The organism is Chitinophaga rupis, from assembly GCF_900109685.1.
Taxonomy (GTDB): Bacteria; Bacteroidota; Bacteroidia; order Chitinophagales; family Chitinophagaceae; genus Chitinophaga; species Chitinophaga rupis.
This window is the reverse complement of sequence record NZ_FOBB01000003.1, coordinates 167,544-186,963: the sequence shown is the minus strand read 5'-3', so window position 1 is coordinate 186,963 and position 19,420 is coordinate 167,544. Positions and strand designations below refer to the sequence as shown.

Sequence of the window (19,420 nt, the reverse complement as noted above, 5' to 3'; positions counted from 1 at the left end):
CATGGATCTTTTTTCTTTAAAAGGTAAAGTAGCGGTTGTTACCGGCGCCTGCGGGTTATTGGGCGTGCAGCATTGCCATGCGCTGGCAGAAGCCGGTGCCCAGGTAGTGGTAGCTGACCTGAACGAAGCCGCCTGTAATAACCTGGCCGCTGCATTAGGGCCGCAGCACCTGGCAGTGGTAATGGATGTTACCAGCCCTGCTTCCCTGGAAAATGCAAAGAACAGCATACTGGAACGTTACGGGCGTATAGACGTGCTGGTGAATAACGCCGCCATCAACGATATGTTTGAAAACCCCCTGCTGGCAAAAGAGCAATCGATGTTTGAAAACTACCCGCTGGAACAATGGAACCGTTCCTGGAACGTGAATGTAAGCGGTATGTTCCTCTGCTCGCAGGTAATGGGTACTGCAATGGTACAGCAGGGCAGCGGCAGCATTATCAACATATCATCCACCTACGGCGTAGTAGCGCCGGATCAAAGCATTTACCGTAATGCAGCGGGGGAGCAAACCTTTTATAAATCACCGGCCTATCCTGTTACCAAAGCAGCGGTGCTGGGCTTTACCCGTTACCTGGCCGCTTACTGGGGCAATAAAAATGTGCGGGTGAACGCGCTTTCCCCCGGTGGTGTGGAGAACAGCCAGGATGATCACTTCATACAGAATTACGCGGCCAAAACATTATTAGGAAAAATGGCATCGGCCGCTGATTATAAAGGAGCTGTTGTATTTTTAGCGAGCAATGCATCCGCTTACATGACCGGGGCCAACCTGGTTGTAGATGGCGGTTGGACAGCTATCTAAAATTTCAACAAACATCAACATGAACGAAACATTAAAAGAAAAAGCAGGAAAGATCAAATTACTGCTCACGGACGTAGACGGTGTATTAACGGACAATGGCGTGTATTATTCAGAAGCAGGCGAAGTAATGAAACGTTTTTCCATCCGTGATGGGATGGGCGTTGAGCGGCTGCGGAAGCTGTGTGGTATTGAAACCGGCATAGTAACAGGTGAAACATCCGGCTCTGTGGTAAAACGTGCAGAAAAGCTGAACATTACTGAGCTGCACCTGGGCATCAAAGACAAAGGCGGCTTACTGGCAGTGATACTGGAACGCAGCGGACTGCAGCCGGAAGAAATTGCCTTTATCGGCGATGATGTTAACGACATCAGCATTATACAGCTGGCAGGCCTTTCTGCCTGTCCGGCAAACGCCATGCCGCAGGTAGCTGCGATAGTAGATGTTCATTGTACGCAAAAGGGCGGCGAAGGCGCCTTCCGTGAGTTTGCAGAGTGGCTGATCGCATTCCGATCGTGACAGCATATCCACAACAAACAAAAATCTATATGAAAACAATTGCGGTAAGTAACCGGAAAAGTATTGGTCAGGGCCAGCCCACCTATATTATTGCCGAAATTGGCATCAATCACAACGGCTCCCTTGAAATTGCAAAAAAGCTCATTGACGAAGCAGCAGCAGCAGGCTGCGATGCGGTGAAATTCCAGAAACGCACTCCTGAGCTTTGCACACCCAAAGACCAGTGGCATATGCAGCGGGATACCCCCTGGGGCCGCATGACCTACATTAACTACCGGCATAAGGTAGAGCTGGGGTACGATGAATATGCCGCTATTGACCAGCACTGCCGCGATAAAAATATTGATTGGTTTGCATCCTGCTGGGATGAGCCTTCCGTAGATTTCATAGAACAGTTTAACCCGGGTGTGTACAAATTTGCATCCGCCTCTCTTACGGATTATGCACTGATAGAAAAAGTAAAAGCTACCGGCAAACCTTATATCTTATCAACCGGCATGTCTACTATGCGCGAGATTGAAAGCACCATTGAAAAATTTGGTACAGATAACCTGATGGTAGCACATTCTACTTCCGCCTATCCCTGCCCGCCTGCGGAGCTGAACCTGAAAATGATCCATACCCTGCAGGAGCTGTACCCGCAAACACCCATCGGTTATTCCGGTCATGAAACCGGTTTAGCCACCACACTTTCAGCAGTGGTAATGGGCGCTTATTTTGTAGAAAGACATTTTACACTGGACCGCGCCATGTGGGGATCTGACCATGCTGCATCTGTAGAGCCGCAGGGTATGCACAAGCTGGTGCGTGATATCCGCGATATAGAAACCGCTATGGGCGATGGTATTAAACGTGTATACGAAAGCGAAATGGGTGTATTGAAAAGATTACGCCGGGTTATTACACCACAACAGGAGGAGTTAAAGCCGCTTGCATGAACCATATAGTGTATTACACTACCGGCATTTTGCTGTTAAGCGTAGTGGTGCTGGTATTGCTGGAAAGAAAATATCCCTATACCAAAGGACTTTCCCTTTTCAGGGAAGGTTTTTGGGTGGACCTGGTTTGGTACACCTTTATACAAAGCTATTTCCTGAAGATTCTGATCTTCGATTACGTTATTCTTCCTGTTGACAGGGCCTGGCACTTGTCGGCCCTTCACCTGGTTACGGGCTGGCCTTTGTGGGTACAGGTGGTGTTCTTCCTCATCACGCACGACCTGTATATCTACTGGTTCCATCGCTGGCAGCACCATTCCAAATTACTGTGGCGCACACACGAAGCCCATCACTCCAATAGGGAAGTGGACTGGCTGGCCGGCTCCCGTTCGCATAGCCTGGAGATCCTGATTAACCAGACCATTGAGTTTGCGCCCATTATACTGTTAGGCGCCAACCCGCTGGTGGTGCCCATCAAAGCATTGATAGATGCGGTGTGGGGCATGTATATCCACTCCAACATCAATGTAAGGAGCGGCAAGCTGCAATATGTGATCAACGGGCCGGAAATGCACCAGTGGCACCATGCCAATGCAAGGGAAGTGTTCTATGCTAATTTCTCTACCAAGTTTGCGCTGTGGGACTGGCTGTTCGGCACCGCTTACCTGCCGGATAAAAAGCCGGATACTTTTGGATTACCATATGCCTATCCAAAAGATTACTTTGTGCAGCATGTGCATGCAGTAAAAAGGATTTCAGAGCAGGACCTGCTGCAGCATAAGCTGTTCAATAAATATTATCATTTACGCCCCGGCTTAATAAAATGGTTAGGGAAGATGGGACGCAGATCAGCGGAGCCACCACAGCGGAATCCCGAACCTGCTATTTCAAAATAAATGTTATGGCCTGGATCTATCTTTTGATTGCATCGGTTTTTGAAATTGCCTGGACCTTCTCCCTGAAGTTCCTTGACTTTAAAAAGATCGGTGCTATCCGCTGGCCGGCATTTTTCAGCAGCCGGCAAAACCTGCTGTTGTTAATGCCCCTGTTGGGATATATTGTTTTTGGCCTGGCCAATGTGTTCTTTTTCTCGCTCTCTGTAAAACAGATCCCCACCTCAACCGCGCTGGCAGTATGGATGGGCGTAGCGCTGATAGGCGTGAAGCTGGTAGATGTTACGCTCTTTAAAGAGCCCTGGCAGCCCATGCAGCTTATTTACCTGGCGCTGATAGTAGCGGGTATTGTGGGATTAAAGCGGGGAATGTAAAATAAAATCACCGATAGCTGCTGCCAGCAGGAACTGCGGGTAAGCAATGCGCAGCACTTTCAATGCCAGCGTTATCTGGTTCTCAACCGTACGTTTTGAAATATGCAGCCGGTCGGCTATTTCCTGGTTGCTTAATTGGTTAATGCGGCTTAACCAGAAAATTTCCTGGCAACGCCGTGGCAGGTCTTTCAGCAGCTGCGCCAGCTGTCCTTCCATGTTCTCATACACCAGTTTTTCCGGCGCAAAGTTGTAAACTACCGGCGTGTTTAATTCTGCAAACTGGTCCAGGTATTCAACACAGTTTATTTTTGCCGCTTTTAAATATTTATATACATGGTAGCGGGCGGTGGCCTGTATGTAATGCTGAAAATTCTCTATTTTGCTGGATTTGCGTTTTTCCCAGAGCGATACAAATACATCGTGCGTAATTTCTTCGGCAGCAGCTTCGTCTTTTAAATAGTACCGGGCAGTGGTATATAATTTTTTCCAATAGCGGTCATATAGCAGCGCAAAGGCTCTACTGTTATCAGAGACAACACCCTCCCATAATTCATGGTCAGAGAAATCGTTATTCATAATGTGGTGCCATAAAAATAATAATAATCCATAAACCCGGAATATTTTCTAAAAAATTTTAAAAAGTATGTGTGTGCCGGTTCCGTTTTACACACTATATATAGGAGTGGGCCTACTAATATAAAGCCAACAGCCAATTTTATCGCTTATTCCACCTTATGACGCCAGAAGAATATATATTGTTATACGAGAAGTACCGGAACGGAACCTGCACGCCCGAAGAAGCTGCGCAGCTCATGCAGTACCGGGATAATTTTCATTTACTGGAAGAAGAGGAAATACAGGCTGCAGCAGTGGACGAACAGCTGAAGGATCGTATTTATGGCAAAATAATGCAAACCACCGGCGGTAAAAAAGTTGCCCGGCTTGCAAGCTGGTGGCGGGCTGCTGCCGCGGTGCTGTTGCTGGCCCTGGGATTAGGCGCCCTGTTTACTAAGAATAATATTAAAAAGCAGCTGGCCGTAAAAGAAAGTAAAACGCCGGCAGCAGCGCCCAAACCCATTAAGCCCGGCACTAACACTGCCACCCTTACACTGGCAGATGGTTCTGTAATAACCTTGAATGATGCGCCTGAAGGGGTAGTGGCGCAAACCGGCAGCACAGCCATCATAAAAGCAAAGGGCCAGCTTTCCTATACCGCTAACAGTAATGGGGCGGTAAATGAAAATGCCCTGAACACCATGCATGTGCCCAGGGGAGGGCAATACGCCGTAACCCTCTCAGACGGTACCCGGGTTTGGCTGAACAGCGGCTCATCACTTACCTACCCCGAAGTATTTGCCGGGGCAGAGCGTAAGGTGGTGCTAAGCGGGGAAGCCTATTTTGAGGTAAGTAAAAATGAGCAGCAGCCCTTTATTGTACATACGGACCGGGCAGATGTGCATGTACTGGGCACGCACTTTAATATTAACGCCTATAATGATGAAGGCGTACTAAAAACCACCCTGCTGGAAGGGGCTGTCCGTTTATCCGCTGCCACTGCTTCCGTACTGCTGGCGCCCGGTGAGCAGGGCCTTATTACCGGATCGCGCCCGGGCATTGAAAAAAAGCGCGTGAATGTAAACCAGGAAATAGCCTGGAAGGCCGGCTACTTTGTTTTCAGGAATAACACGATCGGGGATATTATGCGGCAGATCAGCCGCTGGTACGATGTAGAAATAACATACAGGGGCGGGCTGCCGGCAGGAACATTTGGCGGCACTTATTCAAAAGGAAAAGATCTGCCGGAGCTATTGAATGGCCTTGAGCTTACCGGGCTGGTACATTTTAAGATAGAAGGAAGGAACGTCATCGTTATGCCATAACACGTCATTGCTGCACCATTAAAATTGTCTGTGATACAAAAACTTTAATTAAACCTGACATTCACATGTATAGAAATTTTACTGAACAAATGTTCGGGAGGCCACGTCATGCCCTTGCCAGATACAGGCGCATCCTGCAATTCAGCTGTATCTTATTACTTACAACCGCCTTGCAGTTAGGCGCACGCACCTATGCGCAAAGAGTGAACATTGAAGTGCACGAAGCCTCGCTGGAAGATGTGCTGTACACCATTCAGCAGCAAACCGGTTATGATTTTCTGTACAGCACACAGCTCATCCGGTCGGCCACGCCGGTATCGCTTTCATTGAAGAACATGGAAGTTACAGAAGCGCTGAAGATCATTTTTGATAAACAGCCCCTGGATTATATCATTAATAAAAAGACCGTAACGCTTAAGAATAAGCCGGTGCTGCCACCTGCTGTTTTCACAGTTCATGGTACCGTAACGGATAATAAAGGCGTACCCTTACAGGGTGTTAGCATACAGCTGAAAGGCACTACCACAGGCACAGCCAGCCTGGCAGACGGCACCTATAGCCTGAACCTGCCCGATGCTAACGGTACACTTACCTTTGGTTTTATAGGCTTTGCAAAACAGGAGATAGCAGTGAATGGAAAGAACCTGATCAATGTAACGCTGATGGAAGACGACCGTAAGCTAACAGAAGTAGTAGTAACCGGCTATACCACCCAAAGCCGGCATACCTTAACCAGCGCCATTGCCACCATCAATGGTGAGGACCTTACCAAAAGGGTAGCCACCGATGCCACTTCACTGCTGCAAGGGCAGCTGCCCGGCCTCTCTGTAGTGCAGAACTCTGCGGAACCAGGCAATGAAACCATACAATTACGTATAAGAGGTGTAGGCACCTTCAGCGGCGCAGGCAATAACCCGCTGGTGATAGTGGATGGCGTGCCGGGGAATCTGAGCGCGCTTAATCCCAACGACATTGAATCCGTAAACGTGCTGAAAGATGCATCAGCCGCCGCTATCTATGGCTCACAGGGCGCCAACGGTGTAATAGTGGTGAAATCCAAGAAAGGTAACCCGGGAAAATTTACGCTGTCATACAATTACAATATTGGTTTTGCAAAAGCCACCCGTCTGCCAAAGCTCATTACCAATTCAGCTACGTATATGACGCTGCTGAATGAAGCAGAGGCCAATTCCGGCAATGCGCCCATTTATACGGATGAACAAATAGCGTTGTACCAGAATGCAACCGACCGCGTAAAGTATCCCAACCACGACTGGCTGAAAGATATGTTCAGCACTGCGACGGTACAGAACCACTATCTTAATTTAAGCGGTGGTACTGAGAAAACCACCTATAGCCTGGGAATGGGATTTACGAACCAGCCGGGAACAATGAGGGGTTTTGAATACAAGAAGTACACCGTTGCACTGGGCTTAACCTCCAGGGTACATAAACGCGTAACGCTGGGCACCAACATCCAGGCGCGGTATGGCGACAGGCAATTTCCCTACAACAATGCCACCGACCTGTATATCTCCACCCTGGCGCAGTCGCCTTTATACCCGGCACAAACAGCAGACGGGTTGTGGATCACCAAGGCATATGACCGGGAGCTGGGGAATAAGAATCCCGTGCTCGCATCTACTTTAAGAACCAGTAATCCTGATTACTACGGGCAGGGAAATATTTCCATTGATGTAGATGTAGCAGAAGGCCTGAAGTGGGAGAACCGCGCCGGTATTAACTTTGAGTACTACAAAATGAAAACCTTCCGGCCGGTGATCCCCGTGTACCTGTACAGCGATCTTTCCTATAGCCGTAATGCCGATGTGGGTACGCCGGGCCTTGCGATGGATCATCATGACGAAACGCATTCCACCATCTACAGCCAGCTGAATTATCATAAGCTGTTCGGCAGCCATGACCTTACAGTTTTAGCCGGCGTGCAGCAGGAAACAGATAATAAAAGCTATATGGATGCCAACCGCATTGGCTATCCCACCAACCAGCTCACAGAGCTGAATGCCGGTGCAGTAAGCGGGCAAACAAACGGCGGCACCTCTGAAGAATGGGTGATCCATTCACTGTATGGCAACATGAACTATAATTTTAAAGATAAATACCTGCTGGGTGTAAGCCTGCGCTACGATGGTACTTCCCGTTTGCCTGCGGATAGCCGCTGGGGTTTATACCAGTCTGTTTCAGGCGGATGGCGTATTTCCAAAGAAAGTTTTCTTGCAAATGTTAAATGGCTGAATGATCTGAAGATCCGCGCATCCTGGGGCCGCCTGGGCAACCAGAACATAGGCACCTATCCTTACCAGTCGACCCTGGCGCAAACAAATTATGCCTATGCAAGCGGTATCCTTTCCGGCTTTATACCCAATATGCTGGTAGATCCTAACCTGACCTGGGAAACCACACGCATGACAGATATAGGTGTGGACATGACTGCCTTTAATAACCGGCTGAGCTTCACCTTTGACTGGTTCTCCAAATATACCTACGATATTTTAAGGCAGTCGCAGGTACCACAGGCCCTGGGCGTAAGCGCGCCAATTGTTAACAATGGCGCGGTAAGCAATAAGGGCGTTGAGTTTGGCGTACGTTACCAGGACAAGCTTAGCAAAAAATTCAGCTATTATGCAGCAGCCAATCTCCAGGTGTACCGCAACAAGCTGGCATCCTTTGGAGCTGATGAAATTGGCGGGCCCGATGGGCAAACGATTATGCGTAACGGTTATCCCATTAACTCCTTTTACCTGCAAACCATGGACGGCATTTTCCAGAGCCAGGAAGAGATCAACAAATCCCCTGACCAGTCATCCCTGGGTGGTGTGCCCACTCCCGGCGATATTAAGTACAAGGATGTAAACGGAGATGGGAGAGTAGATGCTAACGACCGATCTGTATTTGAAGGACAATATCCAAAGTTTGAATACTCCTATACCATGGGCGCCAACTGGGGAAATTTTGATGCCAGCATACAGTTGTATGGCTCCTACGGCAATAAGCTGTACCTGTATAAATGGGGCGTAGATCCGTTTGCGCAAGGCGCTATGCCAACCACCGACTGGCTGGACCGCTGGACACCGGAAAACCCATCTGCCACCAAACCCAAGATCTACATGGGTTTTTACGGGTATCCCAAAATAACCAACGTACCTTCTTCCTATTACCTGTTTAATGCCAGCTTTATGCGCATCAAGAATTTACAGGTAGGATACACTTTGCCACAATCCCTGGTAAAAGGCATAAGAATGATCCGCGTGTATGCCGCTGTTGACAACCTGGCGCTTTTTACCCCGTTGAAAATAGCAACGGATCCTGAAAGGCTCGATATCAATAACAAACCGGATGCATGGTATGGCTTTGCCAACTACCCGCAAAACCGCACATTCACCTTAGGTGCATCTGTTCAATTCTAATAAGCATAAAGTATATGAAAAGATATTACCACTTTATTCTGATAGCAGCAGTTTTTTTCACCGCCTGTAAAAAGCTGGATGTTACACCGCCGGATAAATTATCAACCGGCATCTTCTGGAAAACACCGGGGGATGCGGATCTGGCGCTTACCGGATTATATTCCACGTTAACAGCGGCCAATGGTCAGATCACCGCTTATGCGCCCATGTGGTGGGAGAACTTCAGTGATAACTCCTACAGTCAGAACAACCAGGGTGGCGCGCAGCAATCATTAATAGCAGGCTTAACACCAACCATTGGAGGTTTTCCAACCTCTAATGACCAAAGCCTGTACATTACTTCTTACAAGGGTATTGCAGCTGCCAACAGCTTTTTAGCCAATGTTGGTAAAGTGCTGGAAGGAGATAAGCTGAACCAGTATAAGGGAGAAGCATCTTTTCTGCGGGCCTTTCACTACTTTATGTTAGCGCAAACCTATGGTAATGTACCGCTGATCACGGACGATCCGCTGACGCTTGACTTCAAGACCAAGGTAACCAAATCGCCGCGGGCAGACATCCTCAAGCTCATTGAAAGCGACCTGGATGCAGCCATAGCCGGGCTGCCGGATGTTAAGTATACCACGGGGCATGTAGTAAAAGCATCGGCACAGGGGCTGAAGGTGCGCGTATTGTTATTTGAAAAGAAATACGCAGGAGCAGCCGTACTGGCCAAAGCAATTATTGATGGCGGCTTATTTTCGCTGAACAGCAATTATGCCGGCAATTTTTACAAACCGGATCAGCGCTCCAGTCCGGAGATCATGTTCTCTGTACAGTTCCAGGCGCCGGCCGTGCCCCATGATTTTGCGATCACCACCGCTATTATTGGCGCAGGATATAAAGACCTGCAGGGCACGCAAAATATGATCGATGAATATGAAGCCGGTGATGCCCGGAAAACCATGACCTTCTTTTTTCCTGGCGATACGCCTGCACAGGGCTGGCCTTATCCCGGTACAGTAGGCACTCCGGGCGTTAACAACTGGACCCGCGGGTTTTACCCCGGCAAAAAATGGCTGGATCCCAAGAACGTTGATCCGCAGCCCGGCATGCTGGATGACCAGGATTATGTTTGGTTAAGGTATGCAGATGTAAAGCTGATGTATGCCGAAGCGCAGAATGAAACAGCAGGACCTGATGCCAGTGTATACCAGCAGGTAAATGAAGTGCGTGCAAGGCCGGGTGTGGCGCTGGCGGCATTGCCGGCAGGGCTTAGCCAGGGGGATATGCGGGAAAGGATCCGGCATGAAAGGCGCGTGGAGTTTGCGTTGGAAGGCCTGCGCTATTTTGATCTGCGCAGGTGGGGCATTGCACAGCAGAAATTAAATGGTTTTGTGCAAAATCCCTTAACACCCAATATCAAAACCATTTACCGCCCGCAGTTCGATTACTGGCCCTTACCACAGATAGAAGTAGACCGCAATGCGCCGGTGCTTATACAGAACGATAATTATTGACCGGATAACTTTATATTTAGAGATCTGCTTCCTTGCTTTTCAGTTCAGGGAAGCAGATCTTTTTTATTTTACTAAACAGGATAGTATACCATGAGGCGCCGTTTGTTGTTGATGATCTTATTGTTTTGCTATGCAGCCGCCACCGCGCAAAGAACCACCTATTATATTCACCCCGGCCAGGGTAATGATGCAAATAATGGTGTGCATCCTGCACAGGCATGGAAAACATTTAATCATATTAACCAGCTGATCCTGCAACCCGGCGATGAGGTGGAAGTGCTGGCAGCAGGCGCATTTCACGGATCCTTGGTGCTAAGGGCAAAAGGTACAGCAAGGCAGCCGGTGAAAGTAAAGTTTGCTCCGGGCCGCTACGATTTTTTTCCCGACAGCGCCTTTAAAAAAGCATTACATATTTCCAATACCAACGATCAGCCTTATGAGCCCAAAGCCATGGCCCTGGTGTTTGACAGCTGTGAGCACGTACAGGTAGATGCGCAGGGGGCAACCTGTATGCTCCGTGGTAAGATGATAGAAACCTTTGTCAACTACAGCAAGGATATACGTATCAACGGGCTTACCTATGATTACCAGCGGCCTACTGTTTCAGAGCTTACGGTTACAGCCGTAAGCAATGGTTATGCAGATGCGGTCATTCATCCCGATTCAAAGTTCAGCATACAGGATAGCCTGCTTACCTGGATAGGCGAGGGCTGGCATTACCGGCCCGGTAGCTACTGGCAGGTGTTTGATCCGGTTACAAATGACCTTTCGCGTATGGAAATAGATCCGGAGGGCCTGCGCTTTGTTTTGCAGGATAACGGTAACGTACGCATCTTTTTCAAAAGAGATCCGGGATTTAAAAAAGGCTGTACCTACCAGAACCGGGATGTAACCAGGGATTGCGCCGGTATCTTTATGCAGTACAGCAGCAATATTGCGCTCAGGAACATTCACATAAACTTTATGCATGGCATGGGCGTAGTAAGTCAGTATTGCCGGAACATAAAAATGGATAGCATCGCCGTAAGGCCGGCAGCAGGCAGCGGAAGAACCTGCGCTGCCTGGGCCGACATTCTTCATTTTTCAGGATGCAGTGGCGCCATAGAGGTGAATAATTCCTACCTGTCGGCTGCTAATGATGATGCCATTAATGTACACGGCACCTATCTGAAAATTATGAAGATAACAGCGCCCAACAAGCTGCTGGTGGCATTCATGCATCCGCAAACTTTTGGATTTAATGCATTTGCGCCTGGCGATAGCATTGCATACGTTCATCCGGAAAGCCTGCTTTCAACAGGCGAAAATGTTATAGTAAATGTGACAAAGCTGAATGATAAGCAGTACCTGCTTACGCTGAAGAATAATATGCCCGCCACTGTTACTACCGGTGATGTGGTGGAAAATATAAGCGCTACGCCACAGGTATGGGTGCATAATACCACTCTTACCAGGATCCCGACCAGGGGCCTGCTGGTTACCACCCGGCGCAAAGTGTGCATTGATCATAATACTTTTGAGCGTACGCATATGAGCGCTATCCTTATTAATGACGATGCCGCTGGCTGGTATGAATCGGGCATGGTGAAAGATGTAAGTATCAGCAGCAATACTTTTAATAATTGCGGAGAACCGGTAATAAACATACACCCGGAAAATACAATGAGCGGTAAGGCTGCCGTGCATAACAATATTACGGTTACCCACAATACTTTTCAGCTGCAGGGGAAAGCACTGCTGGCTGCAAAAAGCACGGCGAATATAGATTTCAGGGGCAATACTATTCAGGCGGCCGGTGCAAAGGGAATGGATAAATTTTTAAAGTTTGAGCAGTGTACCGGCGTACACGTTGCGTATAATAAAATAGTTAATATTCGTCCATAAGCTTAGCAGTAGTTTTTTTCAATAGCCATTTATCTGCCAGCTGTATAGCCGTTAAGGCGCCTGCAGAGAATATAAAGAGCCATTTTTTTGCAATGATAACACCCAGGATGCTGACGGCAGTAGCGGGCGCAAAAGCCAGTAGCATACCAGCAGTAACGGCAGCGCTGCAAAATATGATAGCAGCTATCAGCAGGTAAAACCGCAAATTGCTGACCCGCTCCCTTTTTGCCTGTATACGCATGCTTACCCTGCTGGCAAAGCGGTTAGGGACATGCACGGAAAGCGGTTGCTGCAGCGCGTTGAATAACATTTTGTAAGCCTGCAGTTCTTCACTATCAGGAGGAATAGGCGCGCCTTCTTCCAGCATCCGTTGCAGCTGTTCATCATTCATATCTGTCATACAATTTCTTTTTTCAGGTAAGCAACTAATTTTTCCTTCATCATTTTCCGGGCCCTGAAAAGATAGCTTTTCACCGTGCCTTCCGGCATACCGGTAATAGCCGCTATTTCCTGGTAGGAAAATTCCTGTAAATGATAGAGTGTTAATACCGTGCGGTACACTGCCGGCAATTCGTTCATCAGCCGGTTTATATATGCGCTCGCATCTTTGCTTAAAGCCGCTGTTTCAGGATTTTCTTCCGTGAAATGCAGCTGCTCAAGATCTTCCGGTGGAAAAGCCGTGTTAAATCGCTTATACTTTTTCAGGTAGTTAATGGACGACAGGTAGGCAATACGTGCAATCCAGGTGGAGAGCTTGGAGGCAAACTTAAAGCTCCGCAGGCTGCGATGTACCTTAATGAACACTTCCTGGCAAACATCCTCAATATCCTCCTGTTGGTTTAGCATTCTACTCACCACCGTAAATACGAGCCGTTCATATTGTTTTACCAATAATTCAAAAACGGCCAGGTCGCCTTTAAGGATCTTCGGAATGTCTTCCTGCTCATTAAACATACACAGTAGACAATGCTTTATAAATAAAAGTTACAAACTTTCCGTTTTTTTGCAACTTTTTTTGAACCGGTGCTGACTACTACACAAATAACGTTCAAAATATGAAACAGATCATGCCTTTCCTGGCTATTATAGCTATACTCATCATTGTTGCAATACTGATCTCCAGCCTGTATAACTACCGGCTTAAAAAGCAGATCCTGGAAAATGGCGGCATGAATGAGAATGTGCAGCGTATCATGAATAAGCTCTCCGGTGGATCAGACCCCCTGAAATGGGGCCTGATATTATTATCCGGCGGTATAGGTCTTATTGTACTGGAGTATGTGCCATACCATGCAGATGAATCCCCCTTGCCCTATGGCGTGGAAGCCGTTTTCCTGGCAGCCGGTTTCCTGGCGTATTACTTCCTGGTAAAAAAGCCTCATGCTGATAAATAGATTGCCCCCACCTCTACCATCCTCCATCCCTTAACCACCACATAAATAGCGGTATGAAAATTATATTTATGTTAGCACTGGTTTTACCAGCGCTGCTAACTCCTATTGCCATAACAGTTGCACAATCAGCAGCACCGGCGCCGGATACCATTCCGGTCCGTGATTCAACCAAACAATTAAGAGAAGTAACAGTAAAAGGCGCTGCCCCGCTGGTAGTGCGGGAGGTAGACCGTATTACATACGACATACAGGCGGATCCGGAAAGCAAATCCAGCAACCTGCTGGGAATGATGCGCAAAATACCTTTCCTGTCCGTAGATGCAAATGAGAATGTGCTGCTGAAAGGCAATACCAGTTACAAGGTGTTGATCAATGGCAGATCTTCCGGTATGCTGCAACATAATCTCAAAAATATATTGCGCAGCATGCCTGCTTCCAGCATTCAGAAAGTAGAGGTGATCACCACTCCGCCGGCTAAGTATGATGCGGAAGGGCTGGCCGGTATTATTAATATTATTACTACCCGGAAAATAGACCAGGGATATAATGGCTCCATGAATGTTTCAGAGAGGTTTCCCATGGGAGGGCCGGATATTGGCGGCGCTTTAAATATAAAACCGGGAAAATTAGGGATCACGGTATTAACCGGCGGCAGCCTGAATTATAAGCCGTTAACAGACTACTCTATAAAAAGAGCTGCCGGCGGCCCGGCAAGCTTCCTGGATCAGGATGGCAGCCGCAGATCAGATAGCAGGGACGGGTTTGCAGGCACAGAGCTTAGTTATGAGCTGGATAGTATTAACCTGGTTGCAGGCCAGTTTAATGTAAGCGGTGGCAAATGGGATGGCCGTAATGATCAGCATACTTCCTCCACAGGAAACATTGAGCAGCAATACCAGCTGCAAAATGGGCTGTATGGGAACAGGGATGGTATAGATGCAGGCCTGAACTTCCAGCATAATTCTAAAAAACGTAAAGACCGTTTGCTAACCCTCTCTTACCAGTACTATAAGTATGAAAGCTCATTGCATGACCAGATCGCTTTTTCTCAAAAAATTAATTTTGATACACCGGACTACCGGCAGGAGAACGACGAATCTGCCAGGGAAAATACCGTGCAGGCCGACTATGTGCACCCCGTAAAGGGCTTGCGCATAGAGGCTGGTGTAAAAGGGATCTGGCGCAATAACCAAAGCGATTTCCGTTACCTGGCCCTTGATAAGGTGAGCGGTGATTTTAAACAGGACCCGGATAAAAGTAACCGCTTTGATAATACGCAACGGGTATTGAGTATCTATAATGCTTACCGTTACCGTTTGAAAACCTGGGAACTGAGTGCCGGTATGCGTTTGGAGCAAACCAGGATAGCAGCAAACTTCAGATCGGCAGACACGTTAATAAAGCAGGATTATTTAAACCTGATACCTTCTGTAGCCATTGGTAAACAGTTAAAGGATAACAGGATGCTGACACTGGGATATGTACAACGCATCGGGCGCCCCAGTATTAACCGGCTTAACCCTTTTGCAGACCGCTCTAATCCCAATTATATAACCACCGGTAATCCCGCCCTGCGGCCGGTTTTATTAAATGATATACAGCTGAGCTATAACATTTCAAAGAAAGTATCCGCAAACATAGCGCTCAGCTACACATTCTTTAATAACCTGGATCTGCGTATAACGGTGGTTGATACCGCTACCAACATTACCCATTCTACGTTTGAGAACATTGGTAAAGGTTACCGCCTGGCCACCGACTTTTACATTAATTACCCGGTTACCAGCCGCTTAAGCCTGAGCATGAACGGCGATATTGCTTATTTCCGTATTAAAGGCCTGGTAGATGGCACGCTGGTGAACAATGACTGGCTTATCTGCATGCTGGCGCCTTCTGCGAACTACAGCTTTCGCAAAGGATGGAATGCTTTTGCCAATGTTACCATTAACAGCCGTAACATTGTAACATTGCAAAGTAATACCAATGCCTATGTGAATACAGGCTTTGGAGTAAATAAAACGGTGATCGCCAATAAGCTTACCTTTTCAGCAACTGCCAGTAACCCCTTCTCAAAATACAGGAATAATATTACCCGCACCTCCGGCCCGGGGTTTTATGAGACCAATGATACCCGCGAATATTTCAGGTCATTTGGCATCAGTGCGAATTATAAATTCGGCAAGCTGAAAGAAGGCATCCGTAAAACAGAACGTGGTATTAATAACGATGATGTATCAAAAGAAAAGCGCGGGCAATAATTCCTCCACCCTGGCATGCCGTTTGGGTTAAGGTAACGAACCTATTTCTGTAGGGGCACAATGGTACCAGGCGCAACAATAGGATATGCCAATTGTTGCATCTTCAATCCGGATAACAGATTCAACATATTATGGAAATGACGAATAGAACGAAATGGCCTTATTCGCTACTCAAATTTTTGCTGGTGCCGCTGCTGGTAGCATTTCACGGTTATGCCTATAGCCAGGTTGCTTCCCCTGTCGATACTTCTCAAACAATAGTTCCCAATACCAGGGTACAGGAAAAAGGCCCGGCTAACGATTTCCATAAACAATACGATATTGGCGACATGATCAACGATGTGCTGCATCCCAAACGGAAAGATGACTCTTTGCGTAAAAGATCGGCCATTACCGTAGTACCCAATATAGCAGCCAACCCTACCATTGGTTTTCAGTTTGGCATAAAAGCCGTAGCCGGTAAGGTATTAGGCAACAAGCCCAACACTTATATGTCCGTGGCCGCTACATCTGCCTCCATTACCACCAAAGGCATTATTTATTTTTACTTCACGCATAATGTATTTACGCCGGGCAATAAGTGGAATATCCAGGGGAGCCTGGTAGCCTCAAAGTCCGTTACGCCCGACTTTGGATTGGGCATTGGCAAGACCTCCAATGGAAGTGAAGACGACAAGATACTTGCAAACCCCGACCGCAAACCTTTTGTATGGCATTCACAATACTATAAATTCTTTGAAAAAGTGTACAGGGAGGTAAAGCATAACTTGTTTCTGGGCGGCGGTGTACAGTTCGATATTAGAAGAAAGCTCACTAATGCCAAGTACGATTCCATACAGGTGCCTTACAAGATCTATAATCAGCGGTTTGGGTTTTCACAGGATCATTATTTTGCCAACGGATTCCTGTTTAATGTGGAATATATTACCCGCGACAACCCCAACAGGGCCTATAAAGGCATGTACCTGGATGCGGGCATACGGGTGAATCAAACCTGGATAGGCAGTTCCCGGAATGCAACGCAGGTAACAGTTGATTTCCGGAAATACTTCAGCCTTTCAGCGCGTAACCCGGAACATGTGCTTGCATTCTGGAGCTGGGGCTCCGGGGTGCTTACCGGTGCTGTGCCTTATTTTGAATTGCCCGGAACGGGCCGTGATCCCAGCTTCCGCAGCGGCCGCGGGTATGTGTCCGGTTATTATAAAGGCACGCAGTTTTTTTACTCTGAAACAGAATACCGCTTTCCCATTACAAGAAATAAATTATTCAGCGGCGTTACTTTCGTGAATGTGCAAACCGCTAACGACCGGGTAGGCACCCAATTGTTTGAAGTATGGAGGCCCGCTGCCGGCGCCGGTTTGCGCATCCTGTTCAATAAATCTACCCGTACCAACCTGTGTTTGGATTATGCATTTGGCATGCATGGTTCAAAAGGCTTTTTCCTGAATTTGAACGAGACTTTTTAATGCTCCTCTATGATCTTAGCGTCCCGGGGCAGAATAATGAAGCGTGCTGTTAAGATTATTTAGAAAACTCTCCGAAATGCCAGAGAACGCCGGATGGGTCGTGTAAAAAGCATTCCCGGCCCCAGGTATCTTTTCTGATGGGCGTTAGCTTTGCATCTTTGTATTTATCCGTAAGGTTCAATGCTAAAAGCCCGTTCCAGTACTGATCCACATCTTCCACCTCTAAAAAGATCATGGTATTGTTTATCCAGTCCTCAACATAAGCATCCTGCAAATAAAATCCTAATTCCCCTGTTTTGAATAAGGATAAATTATGCGTTAAAACCTTTTCTGTAAAACCTAAGTCCCGGTAGAAGCTCCGGGACACTTCAAAGTTTTTGGAGCCGATAAAGGGCCGGATGGATAATGCTTTATGCTGCATGGGTGTTTCTTTAATTAAATGCAAACATAAAGTATGTAAAAAATTATATTACTTGACCGGGATCAAGAAATTAATTTCTCTTAGACAGGCTTTCCCGCACCCTGCTTAAAGTTTCAGGGCTTATTTTCAGATAGGATGCAAGGAGCTTAAGCGGGAACTTTTGTATCAGCTGTTGCCGGTGAGTTAAGATATACTGATACTTTTCAAGGGGCGTTAAACGGTTATCAAAAAAATGGATCCGTAAGCTGGCCTGGTCAAAGATCTTTGCCAGCTGCAGAAAAGCGGGTGATCTGCCGATCAGGAAGTGTAAGGATTCAATATCCAGCTCCAGCATCTGACCATCTGTATAGGCTTTTATAAAGCTATCAGATGGCTTTTGGGAGATGAAGCTGCTATGATTTAAAAACCATTCATTATCACAATGCAGGTCAATTATATTTAAGTCAATTTCGTCTTTATAGTTAAACTGGTAAAAAGCGCCTGTTATGTTAAAAAAAGCAGCCCTGCATATTTCACCACGGTTAACCACTATCTCATCTTTTGACATGCTCCGTATGGTTGTACAGCGCTCAAACAGCGCTACCTCGTCGGGGTTGTAAAGCCCGGTGGATTTCAAAATGCCGGCAATCATATGCTAATGGATAATTAGCACAAATGTATAAAACTATCGCATGCAGTCACCGTAATGGCGGCTGCATGCGATAGCAGCAGGTTTTTTAATACCCTGGATTCTGGTAGTGTTGTTTATCAGGATCATTGATGGCATCCAGCTGTTTCTTTATAATAACCGCCACCCAGCGACCAGGTATTGCCGGTACTGCCGCCTGAAACGCCCAGGTTCTGATCCGTCACATGTCCATCCCCGGTATAGAGCGTATGCTTTAAAAGCCAATCGAATTGCCGCCATCTACCGGCATTACGATCCCGGTAATATACCGGGCCGCATCTGTAGCCAGGAATAGGGCTGCTGCTCCTATATCAGAAGGCTGGCCCAGCTCGCCCATGGGAGTTCTGCCCATTGCTTTTCCCATTCGTTCCGGATCAGTGTTCAGTGCTTTGGCGCTCATCTCAGTAGCAATAAAACCGGGTGCAATGCAGTTAACACGGATGCCTTTGGGTGAAAGCTCAGTAGCCATGGCCCGGGTCATACCTTCAATGGCCGACTTGGAGGCCGTATAGGCAATTACCTTTGGAATACCGTACTGCGAAGCCATGGAGCTGATATTAATGACGCTGCCTTTTATATTGTTTTCCAGCATGTGCCGGATCACCTCTCTTGAAATAATGAAAACAGCCGTAACATTGGTGTGCAGCACATTTTGAAAGTCTTCATCCGTTACATCGGTAAATTCCTTTTTCATGTTAATGCCGGCATTGTTCACGAGGATATCGATCCGGCCATGCTTTTCAATAATACCGCTTATCAGCTTGGGGATCGCGGCAAAATCGTCCAGGTCGCAGGTAAGGGCTTCGCACAGAGGGCCCAGCTTTTCTTTTGCTGCGTTCAATTTCTGGGTATTCCTGCCTACAATAATGGTGTGGATGCCTTGCTGTACGAATTTTTCTGCGATGGCCAGGCCAATACCGGACCCGCCGCCTGTTACAATTGCAATCTTTGATTGTGTATTCATGCTCGTTTTGTGTTGTATTACGTGGAAACTGC

The 19,420-nt window shown here is 47.3% G+C and carries 18 protein-coding genes; 12 read left to right on the top strand and 6 right to left on the bottom strand.

Features of this window, described 5'->3' with window-relative positions:
* The first annotated feature begins 1 nt into the window (after position 1).
* The 5 genes from BMZ54_RS13860 to BMZ54_RS13840 are packed head-to-tail and all read left to right on the top strand — an operon-like array spanning position 2 to position 3,527.
* Positions 2-805 carry an SDR family oxidoreductase gene (locus BMZ54_RS13860; RefSeq protein WP_089912406.1) on the top strand — a complete coding sequence of 268 codons (804 nt, stop codon included), beginning with the start codon at positions 2-4 and terminating at the stop codon, positions 803-805.
* Positions 806-824: 19 nt separating this feature from the next.
* Positions 825-1,322, top strand: a complete 498-nt coding sequence (locus BMZ54_RS13855; RefSeq protein WP_089912403.1) for a KdsC family phosphatase — start codon at positions 825-827, stop codon at positions 1,320-1,322.
* Positions 1,323-1,351: 29 nt separating this feature from the next.
* Positions 1,352-2,260, top strand: coding sequence for an N-acetylneuraminate synthase family protein (locus BMZ54_RS13850; RefSeq protein ID WP_089912401.1), 909 nt, complete (start codon positions 1,352-1,354; stop codon positions 2,258-2,260).
* The gene (locus BMZ54_RS13845; RefSeq protein WP_089912398.1) at positions 2,257-3,156 is read left to right on the top strand and encodes a sterol desaturase family protein; all 900 of its coding nucleotides are present in this window, start codon (positions 2,257-2,259) and stop codon (positions 3,154-3,156) included. Before BMZ54_RS13850 ends, BMZ54_RS13845 begins: the two co-directional genes overlap by 4 nt.
* 5 nt (positions 3,157-3,161) lie before the next feature.
* On the top strand, positions 3,162-3,527 hold the full coding sequence (locus BMZ54_RS13840) for a DMT family transporter (protein WP_202909243.1): 366 nt from the start codon (positions 3,162-3,164) through the stop codon (positions 3,525-3,527).
* Here BMZ54_RS13840 and BMZ54_RS13835 read toward each other — a convergent pair.
* Positions 3,510-4,103, bottom strand: a complete 594-nt coding sequence (locus BMZ54_RS13835; RefSeq protein ID WP_089912383.1) for an RNA polymerase sigma-70 factor — start codon at positions 4,101-4,103, stop codon at positions 3,510-3,512. The two genes, BMZ54_RS13840 and BMZ54_RS13835, sit on opposite strands and share 18 nt — an antisense overlap.
* A 158-nt stretch (positions 4,104-4,261) precedes the next feature.
* Here BMZ54_RS13835 and BMZ54_RS13830 point away from each other — a divergent pair, with 158 nt between their 5' ends.
* From BMZ54_RS13830 to BMZ54_RS13815, 4 genes are all read left to right on the top strand, one after another.
* Positions 4,262-5,407 (top strand): FecR family protein, encoded by a 1,146-nt coding sequence (locus tag BMZ54_RS13830; RefSeq protein ID WP_089912381.1) that lies wholly within the window; start codon positions 4,262-4,264, stop codon positions 5,405-5,407.
* Between the two features lie 65 nt (positions 5,408-5,472).
* The gene (locus BMZ54_RS13825) at positions 5,473-8,835 is read left to right on the top strand and encodes a TonB-dependent receptor (RefSeq protein ID WP_089912379.1); all 3,363 of its coding nucleotides are present in this window, start codon (positions 5,473-5,475) and stop codon (positions 8,833-8,835) included.
* Between the two features lie 14 nt (positions 8,836-8,849).
* Positions 8,850-10,334, top strand: a complete 1,485-nt coding sequence (locus tag BMZ54_RS13820; RefSeq protein WP_162277537.1) for a RagB/SusD family nutrient uptake outer membrane protein — start codon at positions 8,850-8,852, stop codon at positions 10,332-10,334.
* Positions 10,335-10,424: 90 nt separating this feature from the next.
* Positions 10,425-12,218, top strand: a complete 1,794-nt coding sequence (locus tag BMZ54_RS13815) for an alpha-1,3-galactosidase-related protein (protein WP_143081013.1) — start codon at positions 10,425-10,427, stop codon at positions 12,216-12,218.
* On the opposite strand, the gene BMZ54_RS13810 is transcribed toward BMZ54_RS13815, so the two are convergent.
* On the bottom strand, positions 12,202-12,618 hold the full coding sequence (locus BMZ54_RS13810) for a hypothetical protein (RefSeq protein ID WP_089912371.1): 417 nt from the start codon (positions 12,616-12,618) through the stop codon (positions 12,202-12,204). The genes BMZ54_RS13815 and BMZ54_RS13810 overlap by 17 nt on opposite strands.
* Entirely contained in the window at positions 12,615-13,172 is a 558-nt protein-coding gene (locus BMZ54_RS13805; protein WP_089912368.1) for an RNA polymerase sigma factor, read from the bottom strand. Before BMZ54_RS13805 ends, BMZ54_RS13810 begins: the two co-directional genes overlap by 4 nt.
* A 101-nt stretch (positions 13,173-13,273) precedes the next feature.
* Between BMZ54_RS13805 and BMZ54_RS13800 the strand changes: the two genes are divergently transcribed.
* The 3 genes from BMZ54_RS13800 to BMZ54_RS13790 all read left to right on the top strand — a co-directional run bounded on the left by BMZ54_RS13800 (position 13,274) and on the right by BMZ54_RS13790 (position 17,336).
* Complete coding sequence (locus BMZ54_RS13800; protein WP_089912366.1) at positions 13,274-13,612, top strand: DUF6249 domain-containing protein; 339 nt, start codon at positions 13,274-13,276, stop codon at positions 13,610-13,612.
* A gap of 68 nt (positions 13,613-13,680) precedes the next feature.
* Positions 13,681-15,870, top strand: coding sequence for an outer membrane beta-barrel protein (locus BMZ54_RS13795; protein WP_162277536.1), 2,190 nt, complete (start codon positions 13,681-13,683; stop codon positions 15,868-15,870).
* A 137-nt stretch (positions 15,871-16,007) separates the two neighbouring features.
* On the top strand, positions 16,008-17,336 hold the full coding sequence (locus BMZ54_RS13790) for a BamA/TamA family outer membrane protein (RefSeq protein WP_089912359.1): 1,329 nt from the start codon (positions 16,008-16,010) through the stop codon (positions 17,334-17,336).
* A 55-nt stretch (positions 17,337-17,391) separates the two neighbouring features.
* On the opposite strand, the gene BMZ54_RS13785 is transcribed toward BMZ54_RS13790, so the two are convergent.
* From BMZ54_RS13785 to BMZ54_RS13775, 3 genes are all read right to left on the bottom strand, one after another.
* Entirely contained in the window at positions 17,392-17,757 is a 366-nt protein-coding gene (locus BMZ54_RS13785) for a VOC family protein (protein ID WP_089914135.1), read from the bottom strand.
* Positions 17,758-17,827: 70 nt separating this feature from the next.
* The gene (locus tag BMZ54_RS13780) at positions 17,828-18,388 is read right to left on the bottom strand and encodes a Crp/Fnr family transcriptional regulator (protein ID WP_089912356.1); all 561 of its coding nucleotides are present in this window, start codon (positions 18,386-18,388) and stop codon (positions 17,828-17,830) included.
* A gap of 250 nt (positions 18,389-18,638) precedes the next feature.
* Complete coding sequence (locus tag BMZ54_RS13775; protein ID WP_089912353.1) at positions 18,639-19,388, bottom strand: SDR family NAD(P)-dependent oxidoreductase; 750 nt, start codon at positions 19,386-19,388, stop codon at positions 18,639-18,641.
* Positions 19,389-19,420 lie beyond the last annotated feature (32 nt).